The sequence below is a fragment of the Peptidiphaga sp. genome (genome assembly GCF_057238965.1).
The window spans coordinates 1-3436 of sequence record NZ_DBHHEV010000105.1; the positions used below are offsets into that span (position 1 = coordinate 1).

At 66.4% G+C, this 3436-nt stretch carries 4 protein-coding genes; 3 read left to right on the top strand and 1 reads right to left on the bottom strand.

What is annotated here, in order from left to right:
* On the top strand, positions 1–685 hold a 685-nt coding region (locus ACO48X_RS10080; RefSeq protein ID WP_485001957.1), incomplete at its 5' end, for a polyprenol monophosphomannose synthase.
* Positions 686–751: 66 nt separating this feature from the next.
* On the opposite strand, the gene ACO48X_RS10085 is transcribed toward ACO48X_RS10080, so the two are convergent.
* Complete coding sequence (locus tag ACO48X_RS10085; protein WP_485001958.1) at positions 752–1108, bottom strand: RNA polymerase-binding protein RbpA; 357 nt, start codon at positions 1106–1108, stop codon at positions 752–754.
* 220 nt (positions 1109–1328) lie between these two features.
* On the opposite strand from ACO48X_RS10085, the gene ACO48X_RS10090 reads away from it, so the two are divergent.
* Both ACO48X_RS10090 and ACO48X_RS10095 read left to right on the top strand, forming a co-directional pair.
* Complete coding sequence (locus tag ACO48X_RS10090; protein ID WP_485001959.1) at positions 1329–2831, top strand: Hsp70 family protein; 1503 nt, start codon at positions 1329–1331, stop codon at positions 2829–2831.
* Between the two features lie 191 nt (positions 2832–3022).
* On the top strand, positions 3023–3436 hold a 414-nt coding region (locus tag ACO48X_RS10095), incomplete at its 3' end, for a solute carrier family 23 protein (protein WP_485001960.1).

A 3436-nucleotide genomic window follows, 5' to 3' on the forward strand; every position in this document is an offset into this window, starting at 1 on the left:
CCCCGAGGCCGACGTCCTCGTCGTCGATGACAATTCCCCCGACGGCACGGGGGATCTGGCCGACCAACTTGCCTCGGCCGACCCTCACGTCCTCGTCCTTCACCGCGCGGGAAAAGAGGGGCTCGGGAAGGCCTACATCGCCGCGTTTTCCTGGGCGACGGACAAGGAGTACACGCATGTCGTCCAGATGGACGCCGACGGCTCTCACCGGCCCGAGCAGCTTCCCCTCCTGCTTGAGCGGGCCGCCATGAGCGACCGGCCCGACCTCGTCATCGGCTCGCGCTACGTGCGCGGGGGAAAGCTGGAGGGATGGCCGAAGTCGCGCGAAATCCTTTCGCGCGCCGGGAACTTCTACATCAAGGCCTGGCTGGGGCTTCCGGCGTCGGACGTCACCGCCGGCTTCCGGGTCTACCGGGTGGCCTTCCTCCGTCGCCTCGACCTTTCCAGCGTCGAATCGGCGGGGTACTTCTTCCAGACTGACATGACGGACAAAGTTCACCAGCTGGGCGGGTCGATTGTGGAGATGCCGATCAGTCTCGCCCAGCGGGAAGCGGGGGCGTCGAGTCTCTCGGCCGGCATCTTCACGGAGTCGCTGAAACGGACGACGTCGATGGGCGTCGAGCGCCGCGGGCGCCAGCTGGCGGGCCTGGCGCGCCGGGCGGCCGCCAAGCTGCGCGGCAAGTGACATTGGCCGGGCGCCGCGCCCGGCGGCGGCGCAAATCCGCCGGCCGGGCAGCCAGCCTCCCGGAACTCAGCCGTGGTGTCGGCGGAGCCTAAGCTTGCCTGCGCGCAGCAGATCAAGGCGCTCCTGGAGGAGCTCCTTGAGCTCGTCCTCGGTGCGGCGCTCCAGGAGCATGTCCCAGTGCGTGCGCTGAGGCTTGGCGGGTTTCTTGTCGTCCGTCGCAGGCTCGTCGCGCAGCAGACCCTCGGCGCCGCAGCGGCATTCCCACGTCGCGGGCGGCTCGGCGTCCGTCGCCATGGCCACGCCGAATTCGTGGCCGCCGGGACAGGCGTAGATGACTTGTTTGCGTTCGACGAAGGCGACTCCTTCGTCGGTTTCCAGTGAATTTGCGCCAATCTTCATTCCGCGAAGCGAACGTTCGGCCATGGTTTTCCTTTCCTCGACTGCCGGATCAGTCTAGCGGGACGGCAAAAGAAACGCCGGGAAAAACGGTTTTGCCGCGCCACGACGCCACTTTCGCCCGTCAGCCCCTTTTGAGTCTCGATCCGATAATGTGCATTATGTCAAAACTGGGCGACGGCGAGAACGCGACCCGCCTTTGAGATATTCCCCCATCGACGCCGAAAGATGAAGTACTCTCGGCTTCATGAGACTCGGAATCGACTTTGGAACCACGCGCACAACCGTCGCCGTCGCCGACCGCGGCAACTATCCGCTTCTCGCGTTCCCAGATCGGAACTCGGACGCCCGTGAGTACATTCCGTCGATCGTCGCGCTATCAGATTCCGGACCTGTCTACGGTTTTGAGGCCGCGAGCCTGGCCCTCAAGGGCGCTCCTCACCTGCGCTCCTTCAAGCGCCTGCTCTCGCGCGCCGACGTCAACCAAAACGCCGAGGTTGAACTCGGCAGCCTCACGATTCCGCTCATCGACGTCGTCTCCGGGTTCCTCACGCACGTCGCAAAATCCGTCCGCTCCGCCGTCAAGCCCGCCAGGGGCAAGCTCGAGGCCGTGGTCGGCATTCCCGCCCACGCGCATTCGGCTCAGCGCCTCATCACCCTCGAAGCCTTCAGGCGCGCCGGGATCGATGTCGTCGCCATGATCAACGAGCCGTCGGCCGCAGGCTTCGAGTACACGCACAGGCTCACGAAGTCGCTCAACTCGCGCCGCACGCGCATCCTCGTCTACGACCTGGGCGGCGGAACCTTCGACGCCTCGCTCGTCGCCGCAGACGACAAGAGCCACGAGGTGCTCGGCTCTCGCGGAGACAACAACTTCGGCGGAGACGACTTCGACGTCGCCCTCGCCTCTTTCGCGCTAGAAAAGTCCGGACGCGGCGAACTCGCCGCGGACGAATGGCAGAGGCTCCTCGACTCGGCCCGTCAGGCCAAGGAGTCCCTGTATCCGCAGTCCCGATACGTCGCCGTGGACGTTCCGGGCGCCTCCTCCCCCACGTCGATTCCGGTCAAGGAATTCTACGATTTGGTCGCTCCGCTCATCGAGTCGACCCTCGCCACGATGGAGCCGCTTCTGACCCAGGACGAGGGCGGCGCGTCGAAGCTCCCGGACGACGTCGCCGGCCTCTACGTCGTCGGCGGCGGGTCGGAGCTTCCCGCCGTGGGGCGGACGCTGCGATCCAGGTACGGCCGGCGAGTCCACCGCTCCCCGTACACCGCGGGGTCGACCGCGATCGGCTTGGCCATCGCGGCCGACCCGTCGGCCGGCTACACGCTTACGGACAGGCGGGCGCGCGGCGTCGGCGTCTTCCGCGACCGCGAGGGCGGCTCGGTCATATCCTTCGATCCACTGCTCGGCAGCGAGCAGCGCGTGAGCCCGAACGAGGATGTGACGGTCGTTCGCACCTACCGGGCGGCGCACAACGTCGGCTGGTATCGCTTCGTCGAGTACACGCGCACGGACGCGGACGGCGTGCCGCGCGGCGAGGTAGTCCCGTGCGGCACGCTCGCCTTTCCCTTCGACCCCGCGTTGCGCGGCGGCGAGGCCGACGTGGACGACGTCGAAGTGCAGCGAACGGGCGACGGCCCCCTCATCGAGGAGCGCTACACGGTCGACCGGCACGGGATCGTCGAGGTTTCGATTCGCGACGTCGAATCGGGATACGAGGTCACGCGCTCGCTCGGCGCACGCTGAATTTTTTCGAGCGATTTCGCGCCGTCCCTCCAGACTGTTTCACAGGGCGAGGGCTTTTGCCTTCTCCGCCGACCTTCGAGGCTCTCCGCTTTGAACGCCTTGCACGTCGTGCGCGTGCATGCGGGGTTATGGCTGTCTCTTTCGCGGTACGTCGGCTTTGGGCGCCCCCGATTATCTGAGAATATGAGGAAGTGGTCCATCCAGTCGACAGGGCGCCCAGCGCGCCCACATTAGCCGTTCTCTCCATTCAACACGTTTTGGCTTTCTACGCCGGCGCGGTCATCGTTCCGCTGCTCATCGCGGGCGGACTCCGTCTGGACGCGGAAACCACGATCCACCTCGTCAACGCCGACCTTCTCACCTGCGGCGTCGCGACGCTCATTCAGAGCGTGGGGATCACGCGTTTCGTGGGCGTGCGCATGCCGATCATTCAAGGCGTGACGACCACCGCGGTGGCCCCGATCATTGCGATCGGCGTTGCGTCGGCGCGCGGCGGGGACCCGAACTCGGCCCTTCCCACGATCTACGGCGCAGTCATCGCCTCCGGCCTGTTCACATTCTTCGCCGCGCCCTACTTCGCGGCCCTGATCCGCTTCTTCCCGCCC